The sequence below is a fragment of the Pseudomonas fluorescens genome (assembly GCF_041354075.1).
Lineage (GTDB): Bacteria > Pseudomonadota > Gammaproteobacteria > Pseudomonadales > Pseudomonadaceae > Aquipseudomonas > Aquipseudomonas fluorescens_CE.
This window is the reverse complement of the sequence record NZ_JARZGC010000007.1, coordinates 1-26,525: the sequence shown is the minus strand read 5'-3', so window position 1 is coordinate 26,525 and position 26,525 is coordinate 1. Positions and strand designations below refer to the sequence as shown.

The window sequence follows — 26,525 nt, the reverse complement described above, 5'->3', positions numbered from 1 at the left end:
GGTGCGGCTGAGATAGCTATCGCGAGCAGGCTCGCTCCCACAAGGTCCGGTGTATGCGGATCCATTGTGGGAGCGAGCCTGCTCGCGATTGGGCACGACTCAATCCCAAGCCTTACTGAGTCGCCGGCCGATACTGCAACGCCTCCGCCAGATGTTCCCGCGTGATCTCCTCAACCTGCTCAAGATCGGCCAATGTTCGCGCCACCTTGAGCAGCCGATGCGCCGAGCGCAGTGACAGGGTCAGTCGTTCGCAAGCCGTTTCCAGCCAATGCTCATCGGCTGTGGATAACGTGCAGTGTCGCCGCAGCCCCGGCAAATCAAGAAAGGCATTCGCACAGCCCTGACGTTTCTGCTGCCGCGCCCGGGCATCTGCGACCCGTGCCGACGCGCTGCCACTGTCGTCGCCGGGCTTGGCGGCCGGGTTAAGCGCCGTAGCTTCCCGCGCGACAGTCAGGTGCAGATCAATACGATCCAGCAGCGGCCCCGACAGCTTGTTGCGATAGCGCTGCACCATGTCCGGGGTACAACTGCATTTGCCGCTGGGTTCGCCCAGATACCCACAAGGGCAGGGGTTCATCGCCGCCACCAACTGAAAGCGCGCCGGAAAGCGCACCCGTTCCCTGGCCCGGGAAATCACGATGTGCCCGGACTCCAGCGGCTCTCTCAGCACTTCCAGCACCTTGCGATCAAACTCCGGCAACTCGTCGAGAAACAACACACCGTGATGCGCCAGGGTGATTTCTCCCGGCTGCGGTTTTGAACTGCCCCCGACCAGTGCCGGCCCGGACGCCGAGTGGTGGGGCTGACGAAACGGGCGCTGTGGCCAGTGGGTCAGCGGTGCACCGCTGGCCACCGACTGGATCGCCGCGACTTCCAGGGCTTCGTGCTCCGCCAGCGGTGGCAGCAACCCTGGCAATCGGCTGGCGAGCAGCGTCTTGCCCGTGCCTGGCGGCCCGGTGAACAACAGGTTATGCGCCCCCGCCGCCGCGATCAGCAGCGCGCGCTTGGCCGCCAGTTGGCCTTGCACTTCATTGAGGTCGGGGTAGGGTTTGGCGGCGTGGATCAAGCCGTCCGAGGCGTAGGGCTCAACCGGCGTATGCCCATTGAAGTGCGCCACTGCCTGCAGCAGGTGATCCACCGCGATCACCGTCAATCCGGAGGCCAGGCACGCCTCTTCGGCATTGGCCCGAGGCACCATCAGCGTGCGCCCGGCCTTGCGCGCCGCGAGCGCCGCCGGCAGCACCCCGCGCACCGCCCGCACCTCGCCGGAGAGCGCCAGCTCACCCAGGCATTCCACGTCGTCCAGGGTCAGGGTCGGCACCTGTACGCTCGCCGACAGGATTCCCAGGGCAATCGCCAGATCGAACCGCCCGCCATCCTTGGGCAAATCCGCCGGCGCCAGATTCAGCGTGATCCGCCGCGCCGGAAACTGCAGCCCCGAATTGATGATCGCGCTGCGTACCCGATCCTTGCTCTCCTTCACCGCTGTCTCGGGCAGGCCGACCATGGTCAGCGACGGCAAACCATTGGCCAGATGAACTTCGACGGTAACGGCAGGCGCATCCACGCCAATCTGGGCGCGGCTGTGGACGATGGCGAGGGACATGGTCGTTCCTTGAGCTAAAACGTAGGCCGCTTCCTGCGGGTGTTTTCAAGGGTAGCCGTGGGGTGGGGGTTTTCCAGGGGGGTGGTGAGGGGGAATGTTCGCAGGATGTTGCGGGTGAACGTTTTGATTCGTAGGTGCGATGTGGCTTGTTTCAACCGTGCCGGGTAGTCTTTTCCTTAAAATGCCGGACATGGTATGCGCCCGGTTCATCCTGGCGAGATCCTCAAGGAGGAATACCTGGAGCCTCTGAGCCTTACGGCAGCAGCATTGGCCAGGGCGTTGGGCGTTTCGACACCCACGGTGAACGATATTGTGTTCCAGCGTCGAGGCGTCAGTGCTGACATGGCTATCAGGCTTTCGATCTGTCTGGATACGACGCCTGAGTTCTGGCTTAACCTGCAATCGACCTTCGATTTGCGTAAAGCCGAAATCGAGCGGGGAGCCGCGATTCGGGATCAGGTTGCGCGGCTGGCACACTGCGCCTGATCGTTGCCCGGATTTGAATGAGCCCCACGCGAAAACGTGGGGTCATCGCGGGCGAGCCTGCTCCGACAGGGGGGGGCGCTATTCGCTGGGTGGGTTCAGCTTTGCTTCCAGTTCGGCGACTTTGGCCTCCAGGCCTTCCAGGCGGGCGCGGGTGCGGGCGAGGACGACCATCTGGCTGTCGAATTCTTCGCGGCTCACCAGGTCCAGTTTGCTGAACGCGCTTTGCAGCAGCATTTTGAACTGGCTTTCGATCTCGCTTTTCGGCAGGGGCGTGTCGCCGCTGAACAGGCGGGAAGCGGTGCCGGTCAGGGCGTCGAGGAAGTCTTTGGGCGCGAGCATGAGCAATGTCCTGTAAACGAGGACGGCAGTGTATCACGCAGCGTCGCGAGGCCATTCCGACCACTGGTCCTGCACGCTTTTCGCGCATACGAACTGACGGCAGCGCACCGTTGTTGTGCGTATACGTTGGGCTATTCCCGCGCAACGGCGCAATGACCCGGGCAAGCAATTGAATTTCGGGGTTTTTGCCGAGATGGCAAGCTTTCTGCTTAGTCGCTGGTAACCCATGCACTGATGCAGTCGCTGTGACGAATGCAGTGCGCCAAGCGAAACGGGGGAAGTGTTTCGTGTGGAGGGCTGGCGTCGGACGGGCAGGTAAGGCCGACGACGCGTTACAAAGCCAGGCGCTGCGCTTAGACTTGAGACGGGTTTGTTTTCCTGGGGCAAGTCCACCAATTCGGGAGAGAGTTTTCATGAAGCTAGTCACTGCCATCATCAAGCCGTTCAAGTTGGACGACGTGCGCGAGTCGTTGTCCGAGATCGGCGTGCAGGGCATTACCGTCACTGAAGTCAAAGGCTTCGGTCGGCAGAAGGGTCACACCGAGCTGTATCGCGGCGCGGAGTACGTGGTCGATTTCCTGCCAAAGGTGAAGATTGATGTCGCCATTGACGACAAGGATCTCGACCGGGTGATCGAGGCGATTACCAAGGCCGCCAACACCGGCAAGATCGGTGACGGCAAGATCTTCGTGGTCAATCTGGAACAGGCGATTCGCATCCGTACCGGCGAAACCGATACCGACGCAATCTAAGCCGCCACAAACCCCAACGCCCCAGGAGAAAACAATATGACTCTGCGTAAATTCGCAGGGCTAGGAGCCCTGTTGTCCATCGTAATGCCCAGCCTGGCCATGGCGGCAGACGAAGTGGCAGCTCCAGTCCTCAATTCCGGCGACACCGCCTGGATGCTGACCTCGACAGCCCTCGTGCTGTTCATGACCATCCCCGGCCTCGCGCTGTTCTACGGCGGCATGGTTCGCTCGAAAAACATTCTTTCGGTTTTGATGCAGTGCTTCGCCATCACCGGCCTGATCAGCATTCTGTGGGTCATTTATGGCTACAGCATCGCGTTCGACACCACGGGCATGGAGCAGGGCGTCGTCAACTTCAACTCCTTCTTCGGTGGCATGGGCAAGGCGTTCCTCGCCGGTGTCACGCCAGCCAGCCTGACCGGCCCGGCGGCATTGTTCCCTGAAGCGGTGTTCATCACCTTCCAGATGACCTTCGCCATCATCACTCCGGCGCTGATCGTCGGTGCCTTCGCCGAGCGCATGAAATTCTCCGCGATGCTGGTGTTCATGGGCATCTGGTTCACCCTGGTGTATGCACCGATTGCACACATGGTCTGGTCCGGCAACGGCGGCCTGATGTGGGACTGGGGCGTCCTGGACTTCGCCGGTGGCACCGTGGTGCACATCAACGCCGGTATCGCCGGTCTGGTGGCGTGCATCGTGCTGGGCAAGCGTAAAGGCTTCCCGACCACGCCGATGGCCCCGCATAACCTCGGTTACACCCTGATGGGCGCCGCCATGCTGTGGGTCGGCTGGTTCGGTTTCAACGCCGGTTCCGCCGCTGCCGCCAACGGCACCGCTGGCATGGCGATGCTGGTGACCCAGATCGCCACCGCCGCCGCTGCCCTGGGCTGGATGTTCGCCGAGTGGATCACCCACGGCAAACCAAGCGCACTGGGTATTGCGTCGGGCGTGGTTGCCGGCCTGGTCGCCATCACCCCGGCCGCTGGCACCGTGGGCCCGATGGGCGCGCTGGTGATCGGTCTGGCAGCAGGTGTGGTGTGCTTCTTCTGCGCCACCACCCTGAAACGCAAACTCGGCTATGACGACTCCCTGGACGCCTTCGGCGTGCACGGCATCGGCGGTATCCTCGGCGCGATCCTGACCGGTGTGTTCGCCGCACCGTCCCTGGGTGGCTTCGGCACCGTCACCGACATCGCCGCACAAGTCTGGATCCAGTGCAAAGGCGTGGGCTTCACCGTTATCTACACCGCGATCGTCACCTACATCATCCTGAAGGTGCTGGACGCTGTCATGGGCTTGCGTGTCACCGAAGAAGAAGAGGCTGTCGGCATCGACCTGGCGCTTCACAACGAGCGCGGCTACAACCTGTAAACGCGCAACAAAAAAACTGCCCGGCTTGCCGGGCATTTTTTTGCCCGGGATTTGTCAGTGAAGGGACTGCTGAAAGGTTTTTTCGTACACGATGGATGGCGTTTAGGCTGAGCGTTTTTTTACGGTCAATCACTTACGTGATCGAAGGATCATCAGGGCCTTTGTTTTTTTCCAGAGCGCGCTAGAATGCGCCCCGAACGTGCGGAGAACTGTATGTGGCAACAGACTCTGATTACCCTGCGGGCCAGGCCCCGGGGCTTTCATCTGGTAACGGACGAGTTACTCGCCGGCCTGCCTGAACTCAAGTCATGTCGGGTCGGTCTGTTGCATTTGTGGCTGCAGCATACCTCGGCCTCGTTGACCATCAACGAGAACGCCGATCCGGCGGTACGTCGCGACTTCGAACGATTTTTCAATCGTCTGATCCCACAAGGCACAGACGGCTATGAGCATAACGACGAAGGCCTGGACGACCTCCCGGCGCACTTCAAGGCCAGCGTCCTTGGCTGTCAGCTCAGTTTGCCGGTTTCGGCAGGCAGGCTGGCGCTGGGCACCTGGCAAGGCGTTTATCTGGGCGAGCACCGTGATCATGGCGGTGCTCGTAAAGTCCTCGCCACCTTGCACGGTGAAGGGGCATGAAACCGCTGGTCACCAGTGGTCACTGAATTTTTCTGGCAGCCTTCGACAGATGGCTAAGCTGGACTATAACTAACCTGCTTTTCGCAAGTCATGAGGTAGAACATGAGCGACGATGATCTGGAAAACGACGACCTCGAAGTAGGTGACGAAGACGAAACCGAAGAAGGTCTTGAAGCAGCGGCGGACGACGTCGCTGAAGACAGCGGTGACGATACGCCGGCCCCGACCGCCAAAGGCAAGGCCAAGGCTGCGGTGTCGGTCGATGAGCTGCCCAGCGTGGAAGCCAAGAACAAGGAACGCGACGCCCTGGCCAAGGCCATGGAAGAGTTCCTGGCGCGCGGTGGCAAGGTGCAGGAAGTGGAGGCCAATGTGGTCGCCGATCCGCCCAAGAAGCCTGACAATAAGTACGGCAGCCGGCCTATCTGAGCCTCTGCCCTTGCTTGCTGAAAAAGCCCGCCGTCGCTGCGGGCTTTTTCATGGGTGAACGAAACGTCTACCGATGCAAATCCCCCTGTGGGATCAGGTCAGTGCTGAGTATTCCAACGCGCCAACAACGCCGGCAATTCGGTCAGGCTGCGAATCTGCGCATCCGGCAGGCGCTCGGCTTCCCAGGCTTTGCCCGTGGGGTTGAACCAGATGGCGCGCAAGCCGGCCTGTTGCGCCCCGGCGATGTCATCCCCCGGATGATCGCCGATGTGCACTGCCGTTTCGGCCGTGGCATGGCCGCGCTGCAGGGCTTCATGGAACAGGCGCGCATCCGGCTTGGCGATGCCGATGTCTTCGGCGCACAAGGCGAACTTGAAGTAGTCCGCCAGGCCCAGCCGACGCACGTCGGCGTTGCCGTTGGTGACCACGCCCAGGGCGTAGTGGTTGGCGAGTATTTCCAGGGTCGGTTGCACGTCCGGGAAGATGTCCAGCTGATGCCGCGCGTGCAGGAAGACCTCAAAGCTCTGGTCTGCCAGGTCTGACGCCTGCGCGTGTTCGTAGCCTGCCTCTTGCAGCGCATGGAACAGCACCCGGCGCCGCAATGCGCTGATGCGGTGCTTGAGCCCTGGCTCGGTGCTCAGGATGCGCTCGCGAATGCCCCACAGATGCTCCACCGGAACTGCGCCGAGGTTCGGTGCATGTTCGATCAGCCATTCCCGCAATACGGCTTCGGCACTGACAATCACCGGAGCGGTGTCCCACAGGGTGTCGTCGAGGTCGAAGGTGATCAGCTGGATAGTCATGAATCATCGCCTTTAATGCGTTTGGCCCGTGGATGGGCGCTGTCGTAGACCGTGGCCAGGTGCTGGAAGTCCAGATGGGTGTAGATCTGGGTGGTCTTGATGTCCGAGTGGCCGAGCAGTTCCTGCACGGCGCGCAGGTCCTGGGACGATTCCAGCAAGTGGCTGGCAAAGGAGTGCCGCAGCATGTGCGGGTGCAGGTTCTGCCCCAGTTCGCGCGCGCCAGCGGCCTTGATGCGCACCTGCACCGCCCGGGGTCCGAGGCGTCGGCCCTGCTGGCTGACGAACACGGCGTCATCGGCCGGGTTGGCCATGGCGCGCAGGGGCAGCCACAACTCCAGTGCTTCCCGGGCCTTCTGGCCCACGGGCAGCAGCCGGGTCTTGCTGCCTTTGCCCAGCACCTGGACCATGCCGTCAGCCAGGTCCAGCTGGTCGAGATTGAGCCCGGTCAGCTCCGACAGGCGCAGGCCCGAGGAGTAGAACAGCTCCATCATCGCCTGGTCGCGACGCGCCAGAAAATCATCCTCGACCGCACCCTCCAGCAGTTGCAGGGCGCGGTCGGTGTCGAGGGTTTTCGGCAGCCGGCGTTCGCCTTTGGGCGGGGCCAGGCCATTGGCCGGGTCGTGGTCGCACAGACCTTCACGATTGAGGTAGTGATAGAGCCCGCGCACCGCCGAGAGCAGGCGCGCCAGGCTGCGGGACGACTGGCCCTGGGCATGCAGGCGGGCGATCAGGCTGCGCAGGCGCTGGATATCCAGGGCGGCCCAGCTGCCGATGTTCTGTTTGACGCACCAGTCCAGGACCTTGTCGAGGTCGCGGCGATAGGCAGACAGGGTGTGGGGCGACACCTGTCGCTCACTGCGCAGGTGTTCGCAGTAAGCGTCCAGTTGCCGTTCCACGATCAGCGTACCGAGCGCAGGGAGTTGTTGACCCGTGGCAGGACGCGACCCATGACTTCGGCGATGTAGCTCAGGAACAGGGTGCCCACCGAGCTCTTGTAGTGCTGCGGATCGCGGCTGGCGATGGCCAGAATGCCGTGGATGCCCTGATGACTGATGGCGACCACGGCCGTGGAGCCGATCTGCTGGCGCTGTTCTTCGCCGAACAGGAAGTCCAGTTCATGCTCGCGCAGGCTGCCGCTGACGCTTTTGTCTTCCGAGAGCAGGCCGCCGATAGCGGTCTGGGCGTCGGCGTGGGTCACCCAGCGGCCGACCGGCATCGGGTTGTCGCCCAGCAGGATCAGGCTGACAAAAGGCACCTGGAAATCCTGGCGCAAGCTGTCTTCGACGCTGATCACCACGTCTTCCAGGCTGGCGGCATCCATCAATGCGAGGATCAGGCGACGGGTTTTCTCGAACAGCCGGTCGTTGTCCCGGGCCACGTCCATCAGGTGCGAGAGACGATGACGCAGTTCGATATTGCGATCGCGCAGAATGGTCATCTGCCGCTCGACCAGCGAAATGGTGTCGCCACGCCGATGCGGGATGCGCAGGGACGCAAGCAGTTCTTCATGCTCGACGAAGAAGTCCGGATGAGCCTCCAGGTACGCGGCAACTGCCGCCGCCTCAAGGCTTTCGCTGGGGGATTCGTCGGGCTGTCGGGCGGGAACTTGAGGCTTGTCGGTCATGGTGTTGGCTCGCTCAAAGACGCACTTGTCCTTCGTAGACTCGGACTGCCGGGCCGGTCATCAGTACCGGTTGGCCAGGGCCTGCCCACTCGATGGACAGGCGCCCGCCGGGCAGGTCGATCAATAGCGGCGAATCCATCCACCCCTGACTGATGGCGGCTACGGCGGCCGCACAGGCGCCGGTGCCGCAGGCCTGGGTTTCCCCGGCGCCGCGTTCCCAGACGCGCAACTGCGCGCGGTTGCGGTCGATGACCTGCAGGAAACCGACATTGACCCGTGCCGGAAAGCGCGGGTGATGCTCGATTTTCGGTCCCAGTTCATGCACCGGCGCGGCATTGATGTCGCTGACCCGCAGCACGGCGTGGGGATTGCCCATCGACACGGCGGCCAGTTCGACCGTCTTGCCGTCGACGTCGAGCGAATAGCTCGAGGCCTGGGCATCGGCGACGAACGGAATGTCAGTCGGCACCAGGCGCGGTGCGCCCATGTCGACGCTGATCTGCCCGTCGTTACGGATGTCCAGCTCAATGATGCCGCTCTTGGTTTCGACGCGAATCCGCCGCTTGGCGGTCAGGCGCTTGTCGAGCACAAAACGGGCGAAACAGCGGGCGCCGTTGCCGCACTGTTCCACTTCGGAGCCGTCGGAATTGAAGATCCGATAGCGGAAATCCACGTCCGGGTTGCTCGGCGCCTCGACGATCAGCAACTGGTCGAAACCGATGCCGGTATGCCGGTCGCCCCATTGCTTGGCGTGCTTGGGCAGGATGTGTGCGTGCTGGCTGACCAGGTCGAGAACCATGAAGTCATTGCCCAGGCCGTGCATCTTGGTAAAACGCAGCAGCATGGTTTTACTCCGGCAGCAGGCTTTCGCCAGCAAACAACTCGGCTACCGTCTCGCGGCGACGCACTTCGAATGCCTGATCACCGTCCACCAACACTTCAGCGGCGCGGCCACGGGTGTTGTAGTTGGAACTCATGACAAACCCGTAGGCACCGGCCGAATGCACGGCCAGCAGATCGCCTTCTTCCAGGGCCAGCTCACGTTCCTTGGCCAGGAAGTCGCCGGTCTCGCAGATAGGCCCGACGATGTCGTAGGGGCGGGCGGCGGTATCGCGAGGGCGCACGGCGGTGACGTTCATCCAGGCCTGGTACAGCGCCGGGCGGATCAGGTCGTTCATGGCCGCATCGACGATGGCGAAGTCCTTGTGTTCGGTGTGCTTGAGGTACTCGACCTGGGTCAGCAGCACGCCGCCGTTGGCGACGATGAAGCGGCCCGGTTCGAACACCAGCGCCAGGTCGCGACCGTCGAGGCGCTCGCGCACGGCCTTGATGTAGTCGGCCACCTGTGGCGGCTCTTCATCACGATAGCGCACGCCCACGCCGCCACCCAGATCGATGTGGCGCAGGTAGATGCCGCAATCGCCCAGGCGATCGACCAGGCCCAGCAGGCGGTCGAGGGCGTCCAGAAACGGTGGCAGGCTGGTCAGTTGCGAACCGATGTGGCAATCGACACCGAGCACTTCCAGGTTCGGCAGCTGCGCGGCACGCACGTAGACGTCTTCGGCGTCGGCGATGGCGATGCCGAACTTGTTTTCCTTGAGACCGGTGGAAATGTAGGGGTGCGTGCCGGCATCGACGTCCGGGTTCACACGCAACGAGATCGGGGCGCGAACGCCCAGCTCGGCGGCGACCAGTTGCAGGCGCTCCAGCTCGTCGGTGGATTCGACGTTGAAGCAGTGCACGCCAACTTCCAGGGCGCGACGCATGTCGTCACGGGTCTTGCCGACTCCGGAGAACACGATCTTGTCGGCGCTGCCGCCAGCGGCCAGCACGCGTTCCAGTTCGCCACGGGACACGATGTCGAAACCGGCCCCCAGGCGCGCCAGGACATTCAATACGCCCAGGTTGGAGTTGGCCTTGACCGCGAAGCAGACCAGGTGCGGCACGCCTTCCAGTGCGTTGGCGTACGCCAGGTACTGGGCTTCGATGTGGGCGCGGGAATAGACATAAGTCGGCGTGCCAAAGCGTTCGGCGATGGCGGACAGGGCAACCCCTTCCGCGAACAGCTCACCGCCACGGTAGTTAAAAGCGTCCATGGCGTACCCTTATTGGTAGACGTCGTGCTTGTGTGCTTTGGAAGGCTGCTTCTGCGAGGACTGCGCCTGTTCGGCGGGGTCCTGGCTGTCGTCAGGCAGGTACAGCGGGCCTTTTTGACCGCAGGCCGACACAAGGCAAGCAAAAGCGACGATCGAAGTGAGCGCAGCAAAGGAAGAGATCAGGCGCTTCATGGCGAAATCCTTGAAAATGCATTAATTGCGCCGGAGTATACCGGCCACCCGGCAGATTGCCTATGCGAGGGGGCTCCCGTCCGGCGGGGCTGTCAGTCAGTACAGTGAACCCTGTGGGAGCGGGCTTGCCCGCGAAGAGGTCGGCACATTCAGCACATCTGTTGGCTGAGCCACCGCTTTCGCGGGCAAGCCCGCTCCCTCAGGGAAAGCATTCGGTGTATCGACAAGGGTTGCTGGTCGTTATCCTTTGCAATCGACGGGCCTCGGTCGTATCTTGCGGCGCTTGAGCCTGATCAGACACTTTTTGAGGTTGCCGTAATGAGTTTGTCCGAAGCGCGTTTCCACGATCTGGTCGATGCCACCCAGCAAACCCTGGAGGACATCTTCGACGACAGCGACCTGGATATCGATCTGGAGAGCTCGGCCGGTGTGCTCACCGTCAAGTTCGAAAATGGCAGCCAGCTGATTTTCAGCCGCCAGGAGCCCTTGCGTCAGCTGTGGCTGGCGGCAGTCTCCGGCGGTTTCCACTTCGACTATGACGAAGAAAGCGAACGCTGGATGTGCGACAAGAGCGAAGAGCAACTGGGCGAGATGCTGGAACGCATCGTCAAGCAGCAGGCGGGCGCCGAATTCGATTTCGAAGGTCTGTGAGACCGTGACCCAACCTGCTCCCGCTCGTCCGCCCAAGCCGCTCTACAGCAACGTCAGCCCGGCGGTCCCTTCGCCGTGCAGCGGCGTGTGTCGGCTGGACGAGCAGAAAGTCTGCCTGGGGTGTTTTCGCCATGTCGAAGACATCCGCGAATGGCGTTCGGCCGATGACGAACGTCGTAGGGTGATCTGCACTCAGGCCGCCCAACGCAAATCCTGCGCCTGATTCCACGTCCCGGTGGGAGCGGGATTGCTCGCGAATGCAGTGATTCAGTCACCTTCGATATCAACTGATAGCCGCTTTCGCGAGCAAGCCCGCTCCCACAGGGGCCCTCCGTAAGCCGACAGCCGTGGAGCCCACCGGCTTGTATATTTTTTGAGCTGTGATAGTGTCCGGGTACGCCTCAACCCATCGAGGCTTGTGAAAACCCCGCCTGATTTTGGCGGGGTTTTGCTTTTTTCGTGCAGAAGAAAGGAGTCTGCCCTGATCATGACCGCACCTTCCATCACCCTTACCCGACTGGACGTGCAACGTCTGGAGCGCCTGATCGAAAGCCTGGACGACACGCTGCCGGGCGTTATCGCGCTGCAAACCGAGCTGGATCGCGCCGATACCCTGGTCGGCCACGATGAAGTGCCGGCTGATGTCGTGACCATGAATTCCCGTGTGCATTGCCGTGAAGAGGGCAGTGGCAAGGACTACCACCTGACGCTTGTCTATCCCAAGGACGCCAATGCCGACGAAGGCCGGATTTCGATCCTGGCGCCAGTCGGCAGCGCGTTGCTCGGCCTGAAAGTGGGGCAGCACATCGATTGGCCCGCACCGGGTGGCAAGACCCTCAAGCTCACCCTGCTCGAGGTCGAATCGCAGCCTGCCAACGGCGGCGCCTTCCCGGAATAACCCCCTTCAGAGCAGTTCGAGCGCGTCGTTCAAGGCGCGCTCCAGGTCGGCCTTGTAGCGCAAATACAGATTGCTCGAGCTCTGGCCATCGCCGATCAGGCCCGAGAGGTCCAGGTCGGTGATGTAGCAGCGATAACGCTCGGTTTCGCGGCGCTGCTCGACGATCTCCCGGGCGACCACGCCGAACAGCTGCTCGCCATGTTCCAGTTCGGAAAACTCCCGCTGATTGCAATACAGCGTGACCTGCACGTGCCCCGGTGCAGCTTTGCCGACGATCGCCTGCACGTCATAAAACGGCTTGGCGACCGGGGTCTGCGGTGCCGGCCGGGCTTCGACCCGACGTGCGCGTCCGGGGCCTGAAGGCAACAATTGGTAATACAGTGTCTCGAGGCCTGGCTGGGCAGCCTCCATCGACAGCAAGGCGTCGCGCCGGTACTGGATCGATTGCAGGAAGCGTTGCAGCGGCACCAGCAGGCTCTGCTCGTCGTGATAGGGCAGGCGCTGTTGCCACAAGGCGTTGAATTCATCCAGCACGTACAGGTCGGCCTGGGTGTCGAGCACCCGGTAGAACACCTGGAGGCAGGCGGGCTGGCCCATCGGCAGGATCAGCGCCAGGTCGTGATCCTCCAGCGCCATCGGGTCCAGGTGCAACGGGCTGTAGCTGGCGAGCTCTTCGCCCAGGTAGTCGAACAGCGCCGGCAGGGTGGCGAGGGCCACGTGGTTGACCTGGCCTGGCACCAGTTCCAGCACGTGGTAATGCTGTTGGACCTGAATCAGGTAGCGATGATTGAGTGTGCTCAGCAGCAGGTTCTGCGCGGTGTCGAGCACTTCCTCGACGCGCCGGGCGATGAACTGCGCGCGGTTATGGCAGAAGCAGCGCACGCGCAACCGGGGTTGCTGCGGGCCGTTCGGCAGGTTGTTGAGGTAATCGCGCAGGCAGTCGAGCAGGGCGTGGGGCCCGTCGAAGCGGCTGACCAGCACCTCGTTCCAGCTGTTGAGCGTGACCTGATCCAGGGTCAGCACCAGGTTTTCCCGGACCCCGGCGTAGCTCAGGGAGTCGGTGCGCTCGGTGGTCATCAGGATGTTCAGGTCGCGATGGTGCTTGAGCGGATCGACGCCGACGTTCACCAGAATCAGCACCTCGCTCGGCACGCTGGCACGCAGCAGCGGTTCTTCGGCGACCGTGGGCAGCGGCAGGGCGATGCTCTGTTGCAGGCTGCCAAGCAGGTTGAACAGTTCAAACTCGCTCAGGTCACTCTCGCCGGGATGCAAGGCCAGACGGGTGCTGCTGTCGATCACGCCGTTGCGGTGGCACCAGCTCAACAGTTCGAGCAAATGGCGGCTGCGCTTGATCGGCGCGAAATGATCCCATTCATGGGCGGTGAGGCTGCCGTTGTACAGGCCCCAGTAGGTTTGTACCGACTCCGCCTTGTTGGGCGCGTGCACCAGCGTCAGGGTGTCTTCGGCCAGGTCCGGCGCGATGCCCGGGTTGATGAACTCGACCTTGTCCGCCTTGCGCTCGAAGGCTGCGTACAGGCGTCGGCCCAGCACATTGAGGTCGCGCTTGTTGATCAGGCTGACGGTCTGTTCGTTGCGAGCGAACTCGGTCAGGAAGCGATAGCTGTAATTGAGTTCGCTGACCAGTGCCCGACGCTCGGCGCTGACCTGGCGCACCTTCCATTGGCTGCGGCTGTCGAGCAGCGCCAGTTGCCGGTGATCCCACTGCCACTCATGGGCCAGGCGCTCCAGCAGCGACCGCTGCCAGCTCTGGGTGCGGCTGTTGCCGGTGAGTTTGCGGTTGACCTTCAGATACAGCGCCCGCCGCACCAGTTCCAGGCGCTCGGGTTCGCCACGGGCGATGAGGTATTCCTCGATGCGCCGGTACACCACGACATAGGGGTCCAGTTCGTCGAGGTCCAGGCGGTTGGCGAATACCGCTTGCTTGAACCGCAGGCTCAGGCACTGGACCCTGGGGTGTTCACTGGCGTAGACCTCGGTCAGCAGCAGCTTGAGCACGGATTTGTAGGGGGACTCGATGCCCTTGAACAGTTGCCATAAACCCGCGCCGATGAATTCGCCGGGGGGGATGTAGGCCAGATGCCCGAGGTCCAGTGTCTCATCGGCACGGATAAAGCGTTTGGACAGCAGCGTATGGGTGTAACGGTCGTAACTGGACTCTTCGTAGACCGGCACCAGCCACCAGATCGGCGTGCGCCCGGCCAGCCAGATGGCGGTGCGGTAGAACTCGTCCAGCAGCAGGTAGTGCTGGGTGGTGCCGCAGTCTTCCGAACTCAACTGCGTATCGCGCTCGCCCAGCACGAAGCGCGCCGGATCGATCAGGAAGAAATGTGCCTCGGCGCCTTGGCTGGCGGCCCAGGCTTCGAGCAACTGGCACTTTTTACGCAGCTCGGCGAGTTCATTTTCCGTCAGGTTCGGCGCGTGGCAGACCCAGACGTCCATGTCGCTCTGGTCTGCCTGGGCGAGCGTGCCCAGGCTGCCCATCAGGAACAGGCCGTGGATCGGGCGCGGCGGGTTGCTGCCATGGCGCGGTTTGTAGGAAAACGAACGAGTCAGACGCTGGGCTTCGGCCAGGGCGTTGGCATCCGGTTCGAAGTTCGAAAGCCCGGCGGGGGTGCTGCCCGAGACGTACCCCGGCAGCAGTGGATGATTGACGTGGAAAAACAGCGGCAGCAGGGTCAGGACGCCTTGCTGGCGGGTCGACAAGCCCTCCATGGCGCGAGCCATGCGACCTTCATTGAGCTTTAAAAAGCGCGCACGCAGCTGGCTGAGCACCTTGCGGTCGATGCCTTCGTCCAGATCAGGGCGTATTTCATGGGTGCGGGTCATGTCAGCTCAAACCGGCTCGCAAAGGCTCGGACATCGTGTCTCGGGATGCAGCGCAGTTTAGCCTCCCGGCAGCGGGACGTTTAAGCGGATTTTGTTTTTTGACGTCAGATTTTCGTTGCGAGGCGACGACAGGCACCGGTGTGCCCGCGGAAATCCCGACGTGGGACTTTCCGTGGGCGATACGGTGCGAGTCAGGCGGTTTCCGGAGTCTTCAAGATGATCAGGAGGGACTGTACGTGTTCGGCGGCATCGTGACCCAAGCGGGTCAGGTAACCGCCATCCGGCTGGTCGATCAGTCCTTTTTCAAACAGGCGTTGAGCGGCAGCGATGGCTTTCGGGGCAGCGGTCTGATGAATTTTCAGACCTTCCTGGGAACTGTCCAGGTTGAAGAGTGCGAGGATTTCCAGTTCGGCAACCAATTCAGGCGTAAGCGACATAAGGACTCCAGACTTTCTAGGAATTGGACGACAGCGCTCTAAAGGTGGACCTGCTCGCGCGGTCTGTCCAGTCCTCTGTAGGAGCCAGCTGGCTCCTGCAGAGGCGGGAGTCATTTCTTTTCCGGGGGCAGCTCCGGCAATGCACGCAGCGCCGCTTCGTACCATTGGGTATTGAACGCGCGGTCTTCTTCGAGGATCGCGTCGATTTCCACCGCCAGGACGTGGGCCATCAGGTTGAGGATCTCTTCACGCTCGTAACCCACCAGGGTCAGCTTGTTGAAGGTCGCCTTGGCGGCCGGGGGATTGTCGCTTTCGATCTGGTTTTCGATCGCTTCGATCAGGGTGTTTTCGGCGAATTCTTCTTCGTCGATGTCGATATCGGTAGGCTCGCTCATGGCCGGCTCCTCAGGGTCAGGCGCCCAGTCTACCTGCATTCAGCGCCGTGATGCTGCTGGCGGGAACGCCCCTGACGATCTATAAGACAGGCACTGCCCACCCCGCACGGCCCGGAGGCTTTGTGATGCTCGAGCTTTATGGTTTTTCCGTCAGCAATTACTACAACATGGTGAAGCTGGCGTTGCTGGAGAAAGGACTGGCGTTCAAGGAGGTGCCGTTCTACGGCGGCCAGACACCTGAAACGCTGGCCATCAGCCCGCGAGGCAAGGTGCCGGTGCTGCGTGTCGAGCAGGGGTTCGTCAACGAGACGTCGGTCATCCTCGAATACATCGAGCAAACCCAAAAGGGCAAACCGCTGCTGCCCGTCGAGCCTTTCGAGCGGGCCCAGGTACTGGCGCTGGCCAGGGAAATCGAGCTGTACATCGAGCTGCCCGCGCGTGCCTGTTACGCCGAGGCGTATTTCGGCATGCCCCTGCCGGAGGCGATCAAGGAAAAAACCAGAACCGAGCTGCTGCTGGGCGTCGCTTCACTGGCTCGGCATGGCAAATTCAGCCCCTTTGTGGCGGGGGACAGCCTGAGCGTGGCGGATCTGTACTTCCTGTACAGCGTGCCGCTGGCCTGTGGAGTGGCGAAGAAGCTGTTCGATATGGACCTGCTGGAGCAATTGCCAGCGGCCAAAGCGCTGCTTGAGCATCTGGAACAGAATCCGAACGTTCAGAGGGTCGCGGCTGACCGGGAAGCGGCGATGCCGGCGTTCATGGCGATGGTGGCGGGCAAAAAGTAGATTTGTAGCGAATTCGAGGCCGTCATCGCGGGCAAGCCCGCTCCCACAGGGATTCGGTTGATCACACTGGATGTGCACACCGGGGAACTGTGGGAGCGGGCTTGCTCGCGAAGCTTTTGGCTTTTGGCTTTTACCGGCCAGCAAGCAGCGCCTGGCCCCGCACCACCGCCGCTTTCACCTGTGCCGGCGCTGTTCCGCCGATATGGTCACGGGCATTCACCGAACCTTCCAGGGTCAGGACGGCGAAAACGTCCTGATCGATCTGATCGCTGAACTTGCGCAGTTCCTCCAGGCTCATTTCCGCCAGGTCCTTGCCGCTCTCGACGCCGTATTTCACGGCGTGGCCGACGATTTCGTGGCAGTCACGGAACGGCAGGCCACGGCGCACCAGGTAATCGGCCAGGTCGGTGGCGGTGGAGAAACCGCGCAGCGCCGCTTCGCGCATGATGGCGTGCTTGGGTTTGATCGCCGGGATCATGTCGGCGAAGGCCCGCAGCGAGTCGCGCAAGGTGTCCGCAGCGTCGAACAGCGGTTCCTTGTCTTCCTGGTTGTCCTTGTTGTAGGCCAGAGGCTGGCCTTTCATCAGGGTCAACAGGCCCATGACCGCGCCGAAAACCCGGCCGGTCTTGCCGCGCACCAGCTCCGGCACGTCCGGGTTTTTCTTTTGCGGCATGATCGAGCTACCGGTGCAGAAACGGTCCGGCAGATCGATGAACTGGAATTGCGCGCTGGTCCACAGCACCAGCTCTTCGGAGAAGCGTGACAGGTGCATCATCGCGATGCTCGCGGCCGCGCAGAATTCGATCGCGAAGTCACGATCGGACACGTTGTCCAGCGAGTTGCCGCCCACGGCATCGAAGCCCAGCAGTTGCGCGGTGTATTCGCGGTCGATCGGGTAGGTGGTGCCGGCCAGTGCGGCGCTGCCCAGCGGCATGCGATTGGTGCGCTTGCGGCAATCGACCAGGCGCTCGTAGTCACGGCTGAGCATCTCGAACCAGGCGAGCATGTGGTGGCCGAAGGTCACCGGTTGGGCGGTTTGCAGGTGGGTGAAGCCGGGCATGATGCTGCCGGCTTCGCGCTCGGCCTGCTCCAGCAAGCCTTTCTGCAGGCGGGTGATTTCGCCCAGGATCAGGTCGATCTCGTCCCGCAGCCACAGGCGGATATCGGTCGCGACCTGGTCGTTACGGCTGCGGCCGGTGTGCAGTTTTTTACCGGTGACGCCGATGCGATCGGTCAGGCGCGCCTCGATGTTCATGTGCACGTCTTCGAGATCGATGCGCCAGTCGAACTGGCCGGCCTCGATCTCGCCCTGGATGGTCTTCAGACCATCGATGATGCTGTCGCGCTCGGCATCGGTCAGCACGCCGACCTTGGCCAGCATGGTGGCGTGGGCGATCGAGCCCATGATGTCGTGGCGATACAGGCGCTGGTCGAAGGTGACGGAGGCGGTGAAGCGGGCGACGAAGGCGTCGACGGGTTCACTGAAGCGGCCGCCCCAGGACTGATTGGTCTTGTCAGTGCTCATGAATTCGCTCGTATCGGCTGGTAAAGGATGGCGTTGAACGCTGGCGCGGATAATAACAGGGTTGCCAAGGCTGTCGCTGACGCTGGTCGACAGGTTTTCCCCGATGTCCGCGCCTCTGGCGAAGCCTGCGCGAGTGCAAATGCGCAACGATATTTTTCAATTGAGCAATAACGTTCCTGCAACCGTCTACAGTTGGACAGTAGGGGCAGTGCACTTCTCGGTGCGGCTGCTGACTATAAGAAGAGGGGGTGTTCATATTGCGTATCAGCAAACCCTGTGGCGATGCCCCGCCAATGCGGGCCTGGGCCGCCAATTGCCCGGCAGATGAAAATTTAGCCGTCGGCCTGGCGGCACTTTTTGGCCCTCGCGCTAGTCTTAGCGTGGATCGCGGTGACGGACGTCACTTCACCTGTCTACGCTATCCTTTTGCGAGACTCACGCAGGAATCCAGCGCAATATGAATGTCCTGATCGTTGATGACGAACCCCTTGCCCGCGAGCGCCTGAGCCGAATGGTTGGCGAACTCGAGGGATATAGTGTCCTGGAGCCCAGCGCCACGAACGGCGAAGAGGCGTTGGCACTGATCGACAGCCACAAGCCGGATATCGTCCTGCTCGATATCCGCATGCCCGGCCTCGACGGCCTGCAAGTGGCTGCCCGATTGTGCGAACGCGAGACCCCGCCGGCTGTGGTGTTTTGCACAGGGTCCGATGAATTTGCCGTGGAAGCCTTTCAGGCCAGTGCCGTAGGCTATCTGGTGAAACCGGTGCGTACAGAACAACTGCATGATGCGTTGAAAAATGCCGAGCGGCCCAATCGTGTCCAGCTCGCCGCCCTGACCCGTCCTGCCGCCGAATCCGGCAGCGGCCCGCGCAGCCATATCAGCGCACGAACCCGCAAGGGCATCGAGCTGATCCCGCTGGGGCAGGTGGTCTATTTCATTGCCGACCACAAATACGTGACCCTGCGCCATGAGGGCGGAGAAGTGCTGCTGGATGAGCCGCTCAAGGCCCTCGAAGATGAATTTGGTGACCGGTTCGTGCGCATCCATCGCAACGCGCTCGTCGCCCGCGACCGTATCGAACGCCTGCAACGCACGCCATTGGGACACTTCCAGCTGTTTCTCAAAGGTCTCAATGGCGACGCCCTGATCGTCAGCCGCCGTCATGTGGCGGGCGTACGCAAGATGATGCAGCAGTTGTAAATTCGTCCGCGCAGGCGAGCTTGTCACCCGATTGCCGGGCGTCCGGGGCCAGGGAGGCCGAGTATTACCTGATACAAGTCAAAGTGGATTTGGCTGAGCTGTTATCATCCGCCGTATCTCTTCCAGTACGGATTGATCCATGTCCTCTCGCGAAATCCGCATCGCCACCCGCAAAAGCGCCCTTGCCCTGTGGCAGGCTGAATACGTCAAAGCGTGTCTGGAGAAGGCCCATCCCGGTCTGCTCGTGACGCTGGTTCCCATGGTCAGTCGCGGCGACAAGCTGCTGGACTCGCCGCTGTCGAAGATCGGCGGCAAGGGCCTGTTCGTCAAGGAGCTGGAAACCGCGCTGCTGGAAAACGAAGCCGACATCGCCGTGCACTCCATGAAGGACGTGCCGATGGACTTCCCCGAAGGCCTTGGCCTGTTCTGCATCTGCGAGCGCGAAGACCCGCGTGATGCGTTCGTTTCCAACACCTACGCCAGCCTGGACGCCTTGCCGCAGGGCAGCATCGTCGGCACTTCCAGCCTGCGTCGCCAGGCCCAGTTGCTGACCCGCCGTCCCGACCTGGAAATCCGCTTCCTGCGCGGCAACGTCAACACGCGCCTGGCCAAGCTCGATGCCGGCGAATACGACGCCATCATCCTGGCCGCTGCCGGCCTGATTCGCCTGGGCTTCGAAGACCGTATCACCTCGACCATCAGCGTCGACGACAGCCTGCCCGCCGGTGGCCAGGGCGCGGTGGGCATCGAATGCCGCACCGCCGACAGCGAAATCCACGCGTTGCTCGCGCCGCTCCACCATCAGGACACCGCCACCCGTGTCACCGCCGAACGTGCCCTCAACAAGCACCTCAATGGCGGCTGTCAGGTGCCGATCGCCTGCTATGCCGTGCTGGAAGGCGAGCAGGTCTGGTTGCGCGGCCTGGTCGGCGATCCGAAGGGAGGCCTGCTGCTGAGCGCCGACGCCCGTGCCCCGCGCGGCGATGCCCAGGCATTGGGTGTGCGAGTCGCCGAAGACCTGCTGGGCCAGGGCGCCGATGACATTCTCAAGGCGGTCTATGGCGAGGCAGGTCACGAGTGAGCGGCTGGCGCCTGCTGCTGACGCGTCCCGAGGATGAGTCGGCGGCACTGAGCGTTGCACTGGCCGAGGCGGGGATTTTCAGCAGCAGCCTGCCGCTTTTGGAAATTCAGCCGATTGCAGTCTCTGACACAATGCGCCAGGTCATCGGGACGCTGGACCGTTACTGCGCGGTCATCGTAGTCAGCAAACCTGCGGCCAGAATCGCCGTGGCACTGCTCCAGGAATGCGGGCAGCATCCTGCGGGACTGAAGTGGTTCAGTGTGGGGGCGGCAACGGCGCAGATTCTCGAGCATCACGGGCTGGATGTGAGCTTCCCGACCCAGGGTGATGACAGCGAAGCCTTGCTTGGGCTGACTTCGCTGCGCCAGGCTGTGAACCGGCCAGACCCGCAGGTGTTGATCCTGCGCGGGGAAGGAGGGCGCGAGCTGCTCGCTGAGCGCTTGCGCGAGCTTGGTGCTAGTGTCGATTATCTGGAAGTGTATCGCCGCCGCCTGCCGCAGCATGGGCCGACGGCCTTGCCCGATCGAATCAGCGCGGAACGCCTGAACGGGCTGGTGGTCAGCAGTGGACAGGGTTTTGAGCACCTGCAGCAATTGGCCGGCGCCGCCTGGCCACAATTGGCGCAGTTGCCGTTGTTTGTTCCAAGCCCGAGGGTCGCCGAGCTGGCACACGCTGCCGGTGCCCAAACAGTTGTGGATTGTCGTGGCGCCAGCGCCGCGGCTTTGCTGACGGCGTTACGGGAGCATCCCGGACCCGTTTCCTAATGCAAAGGATGGATACGTGAACGAAACTGCCTTGCCTAAAGATGACTCCCGGCCAGTGATCGATCTCGATGCGTCGGTTGAAACACCGGTTGAAAGTACGCCTCCCGCTGCCGAGCAGCGTCGGGGCAACGGGCTGGCAATCGTCGCGCTGCTGCTCGGCGCCGCCGGCGTGGCGGTGGGCGGCTGGGGCGTGTGGCAGGTGCGTCACCTGCAAGCCAATACGCAGCAGCAGTTGAGCCAGGTGCAGGCGTTGAACGACCAGGCACAGAGCCTGAAACTCAACGAACAGCGCTTGAGCGCACGCCTCGAACAGATGCCGGCCGCCGAAGAGCTGGATGCCCGCAGTCGCCTGGTGGTCCAGCTGCAGGGTGATCAGCAACGCTTGAATCAACGCCTGGAAACCGTCCTTGGCGCCAGTCGCAAGGATTGGCGTCTGGCCGAGGCCGAGCACTTGCTGCGTCTGGCCAGCCTGCGGCTTTCTGCGTTACAGGACATCAGCAGCGCACAGGCGCTGGTGCAGGGCGCCGACGAAATTCTTCGCGAGCAGAATGACCCGGGGTCCTTTGCCGCACGCGAGCAAGTGGCGAAAACCCTGGTGGCATTGCGCAGCACCGAGCAGCCGGATCGCACCGGCCTTTTCCTGCGCCTGGGGGCGTTGCGTGACCAGGTGATCAGCCTCACCGAGCTGGCCCCCGAGTACAAGGATCGTGGCGAATCGCTGCTGGGCCTGACCGCCGATGGCGACGGTGCCAGTCGATGGGCGCAGTGGTGGGATCAGATTTCCCGCTACATCCGCATAGATTTCAACGCCGACAAGAATGTCCGCCCGCTCCTGGCTGGCCAGAGCCTGAGCCAGGTACGCCTGGCCCTGAGCCTGGCACTGGAGCAGGCGCAATGGGCGGCGCTCAACGGTCAGGCGCCGGTGTACACCCAGGCGCTGGCCGAGGCACGAGACGTGCTCAAGGGCAACTTCAACCCCGACAACCCGCAGAGCAAGGTGATGCTTGAGCAGGTGGTCGAGTTGAGCAAGGAACCGGTCACCGTGGTGACACCTGACCTGACCGGCACCCTGAGCGCCGTTCAGGCCTACCTTGAACGGCGCAATGTCAACGCCGAGGACTCGATCAAACCCCTGGCCAAACCTGCCACGGACACCGCGCAGGAGGCCACGCCATGAAACGCCTCTACGTGATCGTGTTTCTGGTGATCGTCGCTGCCGCCGCCCTGGGGTTGGCGATTGCCGAGCATTCCGGCTACGTGCTTATCGCCTACAAGAGTTTCCGTTTCGAATCGAGCCTGTGGGCGACCCTGGCGCTGGTGGCGGTATTGTGGCTGGTGTTCTGGGGGATCAAGGCCTTGGTCGGGCTGGTGGCAACCTCCAGCGGCGTGGTCAATCCCTGGTCGCGGCGCAATCGCAGCCGTCGGGTTCAGGTGGCGATCGAACATGGCCAGTTGGACCTGGCCGAAGGTCGCTGGGCCAGTGCACAGCGTCACTTGCACCGCGCCGCCGAGGCTGAGCGTCAGCCGTTGCTTTACTACCTGGGCGCCGCCCGGGCGGCCAATGAGCAAGGTCACTACGAGGAAAGCGACAGCCTCCTCGAGCGCGCGCTGGAGCGCCAGCCCCAGGCAGAGCTGGCCATTGCCCTGAACCATGCGCAATTGCAGACCGACCGTGGCGACACCGAGGGTGCATTGGCGACGCTGCAGGCCATGCACGAGCGGCATCCGCACAACGCCCAGGTGTTGCGTCAGTTGCAGCGCTTGCATCAGCAACGCGGTGAGTGGTCGCAGGTGATTCGCCTGCTGCCGGAACTGCGCAAGGACAAGGTCCTGCCACCGAACGAGCTGGCCGAGCTGGAGCGTCGGGCGTGGGGGCAGAACCTGTCCCTGGCGGCACGTCAGGAGGACGCGCAGGTCGGTTTGCAGTCACTCAATCGCGCCTGGCAGCAGCTCACTTCAGCGCAGCGTCAGGAGCCGCAACTGGTCCTGGCCTATGCCGAGCAACTGCGGCAACTGGGCGCGCAGGTCGAGGCCGAAGACGTGCTGCGAACGGCGCTCAAGCGTCACTATGACAGCCATCTGGCGCGGCTCTACGGCCTGGTTCGCGGCAGTGACCCGGTACGCCAGCTGCAGACCGCCGAGGGTTGGCTCAAGGATCACCCGTCCGATCCAAGCCTGCTGCTGACACTGGGTCGCCTGTGCTTGCAAAGCAGCCTGTGGGGCAAGGCACGCGACTATCTGGAAAGCAGCCTGCGGGTGCAGCGCAACCCGGAAGCCTGTGCTGAGCTGGCGCGATTGCTGGCACAGTTGGGGGACACCGAGGGTAGCAACCAGCTGTTTCAGGAAGGCCTGGGCCTTCTGGATGACCGCCTGCTGGCGGCTCCGCTGCCGGTTGCAGCTCGCGCCTGACCCAGTGTTTACGAAGTCGCCGGTGGCCACGCCGGTGACGTCTATAGGTCTGTTCAAGGCCTGCCGAGACGGGAAAATCTGTTCATTTCTGACGGTTTTTTCAGTCCGAGGCAGATTCCTACAAAGGCCTACACACATTCCGCCGGATTCTGTCGGCAACGCCCTACAGGTTCGGTGGAAGTGTCCCTGCTGCGTTGTCTTGAAAGGCTGGCACGCTTTCCTCTACCGTAACCACTTGTCTCTATCGGTACGGAAAAGCCATGTCGTTGGCCTGCTCACGCTCCTTGTTTTTCATGGTTTTCGTTGCTGGTGCCTTGGCCTTGGGCGTTTCCTATTACCTGGAATATGCGGTCGGCCTCCTGCCCTGTGCAATGTGCCTGTTGCAGCGGATTTGTCTCGCATCGCTTACCGGGTGCTGCCTGACGGCATCGGTCCATGGGCCGGGTCGCCTCGGCTCGTTCGGGTATTGGCTGCTTGGCTCGTTGTTTAGTCTGGCGGGGACGGTGACGGCGTGGCGCCAGGTGTTGTGGCAGTCCGAACCGCAGTTGCACCCAGGCCTGTGTTCGCCCAGCCTGGCCGATATGCTGGCCAGCAATCACTGGATGCAGGTCGTGTCACTCATGTTCAACGGCTCCGCCGATTGCGCGCACGTGTCCTGGACGCTGTTCGACCTGAGTCTTCCGGAGTGGAGTCTGCTGTTCTTCGTGGCCATGACGGCCCTGAGCGTTTACCAGTTGGTGCGCCTGCTGCGCTTCGCCTTTCAGCGACCGCTCAGCGGCGAGTCGTCGCACCCGACGCTGGCCCGCGATTAAACACTTGTATGAACTTTATCTCCTGCGTACCTTGAAGCCATTGGCGTGCGGGCATAATCTGGCCCGCACGTGTCGTCGCGTTTATGTTGCTCGAATGGCGCTCTGCCTGACCGATCCTGCCCAACAAGAGCACGACGGATCCAGAGCAGCATGACCCACAAGGGAAGAGAGATCACCATGCTCGAAAGTTGTCAGAATGCTCAGGAACGCTGGGGTGGAGTGCATCTGCTGATCGATCGCTGGTTGCAGGAGCGTCACGAACTGGTTCGGGCCTATGATGCTCTCGGCGCCAAGCCTGAGGCTCTGGCGGAGAACCGCAAGCCCTTGCAGGAGTTTTGTGGCGTGCTGGTCGATTACGTGTCGGCCGGGCATTTCGAGATCTATGAACAGCTGACGGGCGAAGCCAAGGCTTTTGGCGACACGCGCGGGCTCGAGTTGGCCGAGACGATCTATCCGCGAATCGACGTCATCACCGAGAAGCTGCTTGCGTTCAACGACCTGTGTGACGCAGGCAAATGCGTGGCGGAGAAATTCAAGGAGCTGGGCGGCCTGCTGCATGAACGTTTCGAACTGGAAGACTGCCTGATCGAAGTCCTGCACAACGCTCACAAGGAAGAAGATTCGGTTCAAGCCTGAATCACCTTCCGACTCCCCCTCAAAAACGGTGCGCCTGACGCGCCGTTTTTCGTTTCAGGCGTTCAGCTGGTCGCACCGCGCAATTCGACTTCGAACACCAGCGGGGTGAACGGCTCGATCAGGTCGCCGGCGCCATCGGCACCGTAGGCCTGGTCCGATGGAATCACCAATCGCCACTTCGCACCGACCGGCATGTTCTGCAGGGCGCTGCGCCATCCGCTGATCACACTGTCGAGACTGAACCACTGCGGCTGGTTGTTCTGATCGAACACGGTGCCATCGGGAAGACGACCGACGTACAACACCTGCACCCTGCCGTTCGGGCCCGCCTTGGCACCGCTGCCTGGCACCAGTTCCGTGAGCAGGACGCCGTCGGCCAGTTCGCGAACGCCTGGCCTGGCTTTTTCCGCAGCCAAAAAACTTTTCTCTTTGGCCAGGGCTGCTTCGCTCTGCGGAGCGTTTTGCTGCAAGGCCATCTGCGCTTCGTGCTCGGTCAGGATCTGTTCGATCTGCTCGTCTTTCAACGCCAGCGGCTTGCCTTGATAGGCTTGTTGCAAGCCTTCGATCAAGGCCTGCAGTTGCAGCTCGGGCGCCTCCAGGCGCAAGCGTTCACCTAGGCTTGCGCCCAGGCTGTAGGCGAGATCGTGAGCCTCGTTTTCCGCGTTTTTATCGGCGGCCTGAGCCACGGAAAAACACACGCACAGCGATAAAAAAAGATAGCGTGACATTGTCACTCTCCGACCTGAGATGCGGCAGATTACGCCAGTGTGGATGCGCGTGAAAGTGAACTTGTTTTGCGCAGGCGCAGAAGATTTTCTATCCGTTGCAACGCAACGCTTTCGATACTGTCAACATGCCCTAGCGGCGGTAGCAGCAGAGGGCTAGTATGAGCCGCACCCACGTCAGCCAGGAGGTAAACCATGTCGGCCACCAAGAAGTCTGTAAATACCCCGTTGCACTTACTTCAACAACTCTCGGGCAGCTTGCTCGAGCATCTGGAAACCGCTTGTTCCGAAGCCCTGGCTGATGCAGAAAAACTGCTCGCCAAACTGGAAAAACAGCGCGGCAAAGCGCAGGAAAAACTGCACAAGTCTCGCACCAAATTGCAGGACGCTGCATCCGCCGGTAAAGCCAAGGCACAGGCCAAAGCCAAGGACGCGGTCAATGAGCTCGAGGACTTGCTCGACGCTCTGAAAAATCGCCAGTCGGATACTCGCGGCTACATTCTGCAACTCAAGCGCGACGCACAGGAAAGCCTGAAACTGGCCCAAGGCATTGGTCGCGTGCAAGAGGCTGTCGGCAAGGCGTTGTCCCTGCGTTCGGCCAAGCCTGCTGCAGCACCGGCCAAGCAAGTCGCTGCAAAACCCGCTGCTGCAAAAGCAACGGCCAAGCCTGCCGCCAAACCGGCCGCCAAGCCTGCTGTGAAAAAAGCAGTGGCTGCCAGCGCCGCAAAACCAGCAGCAAAATCGACAGCAAAACCAGCCGCAAAACCAGCCGTCAAACCGGCCGCTAAAACTGCTGCTGCCAAACCTGCCGCCAAGCCAGCAGCTGCCAAAACAGCCGCCGCGAAACCGGCTGGAAAAACCACCGCTGCCAAACCTGCTGCGGCGAAAACCGCTGCTGCCAAACCCGCCGCGAAACCTGCCGCCAAAACCGCTGCCGCCAAACCTGTTGCGGGTAAAACCGCTGCCAAGCCAGCGGCAAAAACCGCAGCCAAACCGGCTGTAAAAGCAGCCGCCAAACC

The 26,525-nt window shown here is 62.2% G+C and carries 30 protein-coding genes and 1 pseudogene; 18 read left to right on the top strand and 13 right to left on the bottom strand.

Annotation, left to right across the window (positions count from 1 at the left end):
- Nucleotides 1–112: 112 nt before the first annotated feature.
- Nucleotides 113–1,606, bottom strand: coding sequence for a YifB family Mg chelatase-like AAA ATPase (locus QIW53_RS11175; protein WP_371049700.1), 1,494 nt, complete (start codon nt 1,604–1,606; stop codon nt 113–115).
- A gap of 195 nt (nt 1,607–1,801) precedes the next feature.
- Here QIW53_RS11175 and QIW53_RS11170 point away from each other — a divergent pair, with 195 nt between their 5' ends.
- Nucleotides 1,802–2,092, top strand: coding sequence for a HigA family addiction module antitoxin (locus QIW53_RS11170; protein ID WP_371049699.1), 291 nt, complete (start codon nt 1,802–1,804; stop codon nt 2,090–2,092).
- A 78-nt stretch (nt 2,093–2,170) separates the two neighbouring features.
- Here QIW53_RS11170 and QIW53_RS11165 read toward each other — a convergent pair whose 3' ends face one another.
- Nucleotides 2,171–2,431: an accessory factor UbiK family protein gene (locus tag QIW53_RS11165; protein WP_371049698.1), complete on the bottom strand. Its 261-nt coding sequence runs from the start codon at nt 2,429–2,431 to the stop codon at nt 2,171–2,173.
- A 413-nt stretch (nt 2,432–2,844) separates the two neighbouring features.
- Between QIW53_RS11165 and glnK the strand changes: the two genes are divergently transcribed.
- The 4 genes from glnK (at nt 2,845) to sutA (ending at nt 5,622) form a co-directional block, all read left to right on the top strand.
- Nucleotides 2,845–3,183: a P-II family nitrogen regulator gene (gene glnK / locus QIW53_RS11160; RefSeq protein ID WP_002555808.1), complete on the top strand. Its 339-nt coding sequence runs from the start codon at nt 2,845–2,847 to the stop codon at nt 3,181–3,183.
- A 36-nt stretch (nt 3,184–3,219) separates the two neighbouring features.
- Nucleotides 3,220–4,557 (top strand): ammonium transporter, encoded by a 1,338-nt coding sequence (locus QIW53_RS11155; RefSeq protein ID WP_371049697.1) that lies wholly within the window; start codon nt 3,220–3,222, stop codon nt 4,555–4,557.
- Nucleotides 4,558–4,770: 213 nt separating this feature from the next.
- Complete coding sequence (locus QIW53_RS11150) at nt 4,771–5,196, top strand: secondary thiamine-phosphate synthase enzyme YjbQ (RefSeq protein WP_371049696.1); 426 nt, start codon at nt 4,771–4,773, stop codon at nt 5,194–5,196.
- Nucleotides 5,197–5,298: 102 nt separating this feature from the next.
- Nucleotides 5,299–5,622 carry a transcriptional regulator SutA gene (gene sutA / locus QIW53_RS11145; protein WP_371049695.1) on the top strand — a complete coding sequence of 108 codons (324 nt, stop codon included), beginning with the start codon at nt 5,299–5,301 and terminating at the stop codon, nt 5,620–5,622.
- Nucleotides 5,623–5,720: 98 nt separating this feature from the next.
- On the opposite strand, the gene QIW53_RS11140 is transcribed toward sutA, so the two are convergent.
- Genes QIW53_RS11140 through lptM form a run of 6 tightly spaced genes read right to left on the bottom strand, consistent with a single transcriptional unit; the run spans nt 5,721 to nt 10,337 of the window.
- On the bottom strand, nt 5,721–6,425 hold the full coding sequence (locus tag QIW53_RS11140; RefSeq protein ID WP_371049694.1) for an HAD family hydrolase: 705 nt from the start codon (nt 6,423–6,425) through the stop codon (nt 5,721–5,723).
- A complete protein-coding gene (gene xerC, locus QIW53_RS11135; protein ID WP_371049693.1) occupies nt 6,422–7,321 on the bottom strand; it encodes a tyrosine recombinase XerC in 900 nt (299 codons plus the stop codon). Before xerC ends, QIW53_RS11140 begins: the two co-directional genes overlap by 4 nt.
- A 2-nt stretch (nt 7,322–7,323) precedes the next feature.
- Nucleotides 7,324–8,049: a DUF484 family protein gene (locus tag QIW53_RS11130; RefSeq protein ID WP_371049692.1), complete on the bottom strand. Its 726-nt coding sequence runs from the start codon at nt 8,047–8,049 to the stop codon at nt 7,324–7,326.
- A 13-nt stretch (nt 8,050–8,062) separates the two neighbouring features.
- The gene (dapF, locus tag QIW53_RS11125) at nt 8,063–8,893 is read right to left on the bottom strand and encodes a diaminopimelate epimerase (protein WP_371049691.1); all 831 of its coding nucleotides are present in this window, start codon (nt 8,891–8,893) and stop codon (nt 8,063–8,065) included.
- 4 nt (nt 8,894–8,897) lie between these two features.
- The gene (lysA, locus tag QIW53_RS11120; protein ID WP_371049690.1) at nt 8,898–10,145 is read right to left on the bottom strand and encodes a diaminopimelate decarboxylase; all 1,248 of its coding nucleotides are present in this window, start codon (nt 10,143–10,145) and stop codon (nt 8,898–8,900) included.
- A gap of 9 nt (nt 10,146–10,154) precedes the next feature.
- A complete protein-coding gene (gene lptM / locus QIW53_RS11115; RefSeq protein WP_192307087.1) occupies nt 10,155–10,337 on the bottom strand; it encodes an LPS translocon maturation chaperone LptM in 183 nt (60 codons plus the stop codon).
- A gap of 318 nt (nt 10,338–10,655) precedes the next feature.
- Between lptM and cyaY the strand changes: the two genes are divergently transcribed.
- From cyaY to rnk, 3 genes are all read left to right on the top strand, one after another.
- Nucleotides 10,656–10,988, top strand: coding sequence for an iron donor protein CyaY (gene cyaY / locus QIW53_RS11110; RefSeq protein ID WP_123454569.1), 333 nt, complete (start codon nt 10,656–10,658; stop codon nt 10,986–10,988).
- Between the two features lie 4 nt (nt 10,989–10,992).
- Entirely contained in the window at nt 10,993–11,211 is a 219-nt protein-coding gene (locus QIW53_RS11105) for a DUF1289 domain-containing protein (protein WP_371049689.1), read from the top strand.
- A 264-nt stretch (nt 11,212–11,475) separates the two neighbouring features.
- The gene (gene rnk, locus QIW53_RS11100) at nt 11,476–11,886 is read left to right on the top strand and encodes a nucleoside diphosphate kinase regulator (protein WP_192307085.1); all 411 of its coding nucleotides are present in this window, start codon (nt 11,476–11,478) and stop codon (nt 11,884–11,886) included.
- 6 nt (nt 11,887–11,892) lie between these two features.
- Here the strand turns inward: rnk and QIW53_RS11095 are convergent, their stop codons facing one another.
- The 3 genes from QIW53_RS11095 to QIW53_RS11085 all read right to left on the bottom strand — a co-directional run bounded on the left by QIW53_RS11095 (nt 11,893) and on the right by QIW53_RS11085 (nt 15,565).
- A complete protein-coding gene (locus QIW53_RS11095) occupies nt 11,893–14,733 on the bottom strand; it encodes a class I adenylate cyclase (RefSeq protein ID WP_371049688.1) in 2,841 nt (946 codons plus the stop codon).
- A 191-nt stretch (nt 14,734–14,924) separates the two neighbouring features.
- Complete coding sequence (locus tag QIW53_RS11090; protein ID WP_192307083.1) at nt 14,925–15,170, bottom strand: TIGR02647 family protein; 246 nt, start codon at nt 15,168–15,170, stop codon at nt 14,925–14,927.
- A 110-nt stretch (nt 15,171–15,280) separates the two neighbouring features.
- Nucleotides 15,281–15,565, bottom strand: coding sequence for a hypothetical protein (locus QIW53_RS11085; RefSeq protein ID WP_371049687.1), 285 nt, complete (start codon nt 15,563–15,565; stop codon nt 15,281–15,283).
- Between the two features lie 125 nt (nt 15,566–15,690).
- Between QIW53_RS11085 and QIW53_RS11080 the strand changes: the two genes are divergently transcribed.
- The gene (locus QIW53_RS11080) at nt 15,691–16,350 is read left to right on the top strand and encodes a glutathione S-transferase family protein (protein WP_371049686.1); all 660 of its coding nucleotides are present in this window, start codon (nt 15,691–15,693) and stop codon (nt 16,348–16,350) included.
- Between the two features lie 130 nt (nt 16,351–16,480).
- Here the strand turns inward: QIW53_RS11080 and argH are convergent, their stop codons facing one another.
- Complete coding sequence (argH, locus tag QIW53_RS11075) at nt 16,481–17,875, bottom strand: argininosuccinate lyase (RefSeq protein WP_371049685.1); 1,395 nt, start codon at nt 17,873–17,875, stop codon at nt 16,481–16,483.
- 344 nt (nt 17,876–18,219) lie between these two features.
- Between argH and QIW53_RS11070 the strand changes: the two are divergent.
- The 8 genes and pseudogenes from QIW53_RS11070 to rsd form a co-directional block, all read left to right on the top strand.
- Nucleotides 18,220–18,336, top strand: a pseudogene (locus tag QIW53_RS11070) (sensor histidine kinase); the annotation flags it as partial.
- Nucleotides 18,333–19,079: a LytR/AlgR family response regulator transcription factor gene (locus QIW53_RS11065; protein ID WP_192307079.1), complete on the top strand. Its 747-nt coding sequence runs from the start codon at nt 18,333–18,335 to the stop codon at nt 19,077–19,079. The pseudogene QIW53_RS11070 and the gene QIW53_RS11065, both read left to right, overlap by 4 nt.
- Nucleotides 19,080–19,218: 139 nt before the next feature.
- Nucleotides 19,219–20,160, top strand: coding sequence for a hydroxymethylbilane synthase (gene hemC, locus QIW53_RS11060; RefSeq protein ID WP_371049684.1), 942 nt, complete (start codon nt 19,219–19,221; stop codon nt 20,158–20,160).
- Nucleotides 20,157–20,924: a uroporphyrinogen-III synthase gene (locus tag QIW53_RS11055; protein WP_371049683.1), complete on the top strand. Its 768-nt coding sequence runs from the start codon at nt 20,157–20,159 to the stop codon at nt 20,922–20,924. Before hemC ends, QIW53_RS11055 begins: the two co-directional genes overlap by 4 nt.
- A 16-nt stretch (nt 20,925–20,940) precedes the next feature.
- Entirely contained in the window at nt 20,941–22,101 is a 1,161-nt protein-coding gene (locus QIW53_RS11050) for a uroporphyrinogen-III C-methyltransferase (RefSeq protein ID WP_371049682.1), read from the top strand.
- Complete coding sequence (locus QIW53_RS11045) at nt 22,098–23,333, top strand: heme biosynthesis protein HemY (protein ID WP_371049681.1); 1,236 nt, start codon at nt 22,098–22,100, stop codon at nt 23,331–23,333. Before QIW53_RS11050 ends, QIW53_RS11045 begins: the two co-directional genes overlap by 4 nt.
- A gap of 260 nt (nt 23,334–23,593) precedes the next feature.
- The gene (locus QIW53_RS11040; protein WP_371049680.1) at nt 23,594–24,145 is read left to right on the top strand and encodes a disulfide bond formation protein B; all 552 of its coding nucleotides are present in this window, start codon (nt 23,594–23,596) and stop codon (nt 24,143–24,145) included.
- 177 nt (nt 24,146–24,322) lie between these two features.
- Nucleotides 24,323–24,781, top strand: coding sequence for a sigma D regulator (gene rsd / locus QIW53_RS11035; protein ID WP_371049919.1), 459 nt, complete (start codon nt 24,323–24,325; stop codon nt 24,779–24,781).
- A gap of 62 nt (nt 24,782–24,843) precedes the next feature.
- On the opposite strand, the gene QIW53_RS11030 is transcribed toward rsd, so the two are convergent.
- A complete protein-coding gene (locus tag QIW53_RS11030; protein ID WP_371049679.1) occupies nt 24,844–25,509 on the bottom strand; it encodes an FKBP-type peptidyl-prolyl cis-trans isomerase in 666 nt (221 codons plus the stop codon).
- A 192-nt stretch (nt 25,510–25,701) separates the two neighbouring features.
- Between QIW53_RS11030 and QIW53_RS11025 the strand changes: the two genes are divergently transcribed.
- The coding region (locus QIW53_RS11025) for an AlgP family protein (protein ID WP_371049678.1) at nt 25,702–26,525 on the top strand (824 nt) is incomplete at its 3' end.

What these genes read in the sequence shown, in the direction of transcription:
- QIW53_RS11170 (WP_371049699.1), top strand. Translation starts at nt 1,802, where the DNA reads ATGCGCCCGGTTCATCCTGGCGAGATCCTCAAGGAGGAATACCTGGAG.
- QIW53_RS11155 (WP_371049697.1), top strand. Translation starts at nt 3,220, where the DNA reads ATGACTCTGCGTAAATTCGCAGGGCTAGGAGCCCTGTTGTCCATCGTA.
- hemC (WP_371049684.1), top strand. Translation starts at nt 19,219, where the DNA reads ATGTCCTCTCGCGAAATCCGCATCGCCACCCGCAAAAGCGCCCTTGCC.
- rsd (WP_371049919.1), top strand. Translation starts at nt 24,323, where the DNA reads ATGCTCGAAAGTTGTCAGAATGCTCAGGAACGCTGGGGTGGAGTGCAT.
- QIW53_RS11065 (WP_192307079.1), top strand. Translation starts at nt 18,333, where the DNA reads ATGAATGTCCTGATCGTTGATGACGAACCCCTTGCCCGCGAGCGCCTG.
- cyaY (WP_123454569.1), top strand. Translation starts at nt 10,656, where the DNA reads ATGAGTTTGTCCGAAGCGCGTTTCCACGATCTGGTCGATGCCACCCAG.
- dapF (WP_371049691.1), bottom strand. Translation starts at nt 8,893, where the DNA reads ATGCTGCTGCGTTTTACCAAGATGCACGGCCTGGGCAATGACTTCATG.
- QIW53_RS11095 (WP_371049688.1), bottom strand. Translation starts at nt 14,733, where the DNA reads ATGACCCGCACCCATGAAATACGCCCTGATCTGGACGAAGGCATCGAC.
- QIW53_RS11130 (WP_371049692.1), bottom strand. Translation starts at nt 8,049, where the DNA reads ATGACCGACAAGCCTCAAGTTCCCGCCCGACAGCCCGACGAATCCCCC.
- QIW53_RS11030 (WP_371049679.1), bottom strand. Translation starts at nt 25,509, where the DNA reads ATGTCACGCTATCTTTTTTTATCGCTGTGCGTGTGTTTTTCCGTGGCT.
- QIW53_RS11175 (WP_371049700.1), bottom strand. Translation starts at nt 1,606, where the DNA reads ATGTCCCTCGCCATCGTCCACAGCCGCGCCCAGATTGGCGTGGATGCG.
- QIW53_RS11090 (WP_192307083.1), bottom strand. Translation starts at nt 15,170, where the DNA reads ATGTCGCTTACGCCTGAATTGGTTGCCGAACTGGAAATCCTCGCACTC.
- sutA (WP_371049695.1), top strand. Translation starts at nt 5,299, where the DNA reads ATGAGCGACGATGATCTGGAAAACGACGACCTCGAAGTAGGTGACGAA.
- QIW53_RS11045 (WP_371049681.1), top strand. Translation starts at nt 22,098, where the DNA reads ATGAAACGCCTCTACGTGATCGTGTTTCTGGTGATCGTCGCTGCCGCC.
- QIW53_RS11040 (WP_371049680.1), top strand. Translation starts at nt 23,594, where the DNA reads ATGTCGTTGGCCTGCTCACGCTCCTTGTTTTTCATGGTTTTCGTTGCT.
- QIW53_RS11150 (WP_371049696.1), top strand. Translation starts at nt 4,771, where the DNA reads ATGTGGCAACAGACTCTGATTACCCTGCGGGCCAGGCCCCGGGGCTTT.
- lptM (WP_192307087.1), bottom strand. Translation starts at nt 10,337, where the DNA reads ATGAAGCGCCTGATCTCTTCCTTTGCTGCGCTCACTTCGATCGTCGCT.
- rnk (WP_192307085.1), top strand. Translation starts at nt 11,476, where the DNA reads ATGACCGCACCTTCCATCACCCTTACCCGACTGGACGTGCAACGTCTG.
- QIW53_RS11085 (WP_371049687.1), bottom strand. Translation starts at nt 15,565, where the DNA reads ATGAGCGAGCCTACCGATATCGACATCGACGAAGAAGAATTCGCCGAA.
- QIW53_RS11140 (WP_371049694.1), bottom strand. Translation starts at nt 6,425, where the DNA reads ATGACTATCCAGCTGATCACCTTCGACCTCGACGACACCCTGTGGGAC.
- QIW53_RS11080 (WP_371049686.1), top strand. Translation starts at nt 15,691, where the DNA reads ATGCTCGAGCTTTATGGTTTTTCCGTCAGCAATTACTACAACATGGTG.
- glnK (WP_002555808.1), top strand. Translation starts at nt 2,845, where the DNA reads ATGAAGCTAGTCACTGCCATCATCAAGCCGTTCAAGTTGGACGACGTG.
- QIW53_RS11165 (WP_371049698.1), bottom strand. Translation starts at nt 2,431, where the DNA reads ATGCTCGCGCCCAAAGACTTCCTCGACGCCCTGACCGGCACCGCTTCC.
- lysA (WP_371049690.1), bottom strand. Translation starts at nt 10,145, where the DNA reads ATGGACGCTTTTAACTACCGTGGCGGTGAGCTGTTCGCGGAAGGGGTT.
- argH (WP_371049685.1), bottom strand. Translation starts at nt 17,875, where the DNA reads ATGAGCACTGACAAGACCAATCAGTCCTGGGGCGGCCGCTTCAGTGAA.